The organism is Pseudomonas sp. Pse35 (assembly GCF_024519715.1).
GTDB classification, from domain to species: Bacteria; Pseudomonadota; Gammaproteobacteria; order Pseudomonadales; family Pseudomonadaceae; genus Aquipseudomonas; species Aquipseudomonas paracarnis.
In genome coordinates this window covers 1-249 of record NZ_JALJRP010000104.1, presented here as the reverse complement: position 1 = coordinate 249, position 249 = coordinate 1, and the positions used below count along the sequence as shown (strand labels likewise).

Genomic DNA, 249 nt, shown 5'->3' with positions numbered 1-249 from the left:
CTGGGTACTCTTCCTTCAAGCCGATCTGCGACAGGCGACGGTTAGCGATGAACTTGAGGTAATCCTCCATCATCGCCGCATTCATGCCCAGCACCCCACGAGGCATGGTATCCCGCGCATATTCGATCTCCAGCTGCGTCCCTTGCAGGATCATCTGGGTCGCTTCTTCTTTCATCTCGGCATCCCACAAGTGTGGGTTTTCGATTTTGATCTGGTTGATCACGTCGATACCGAAGTTCAGGTGCATCG

At 53.8% G+C, this 249-nt stretch carries 1 protein-coding gene; it reads right to left on the bottom strand.

The annotated features are described in order from the left end of the window. The coding region (locus OC445_RS27245; protein ID WP_262020466.1) for a ribonucleotide-diphosphate reductase subunit beta at window positions 1-249 on the bottom strand (249 nt) is incomplete at both ends.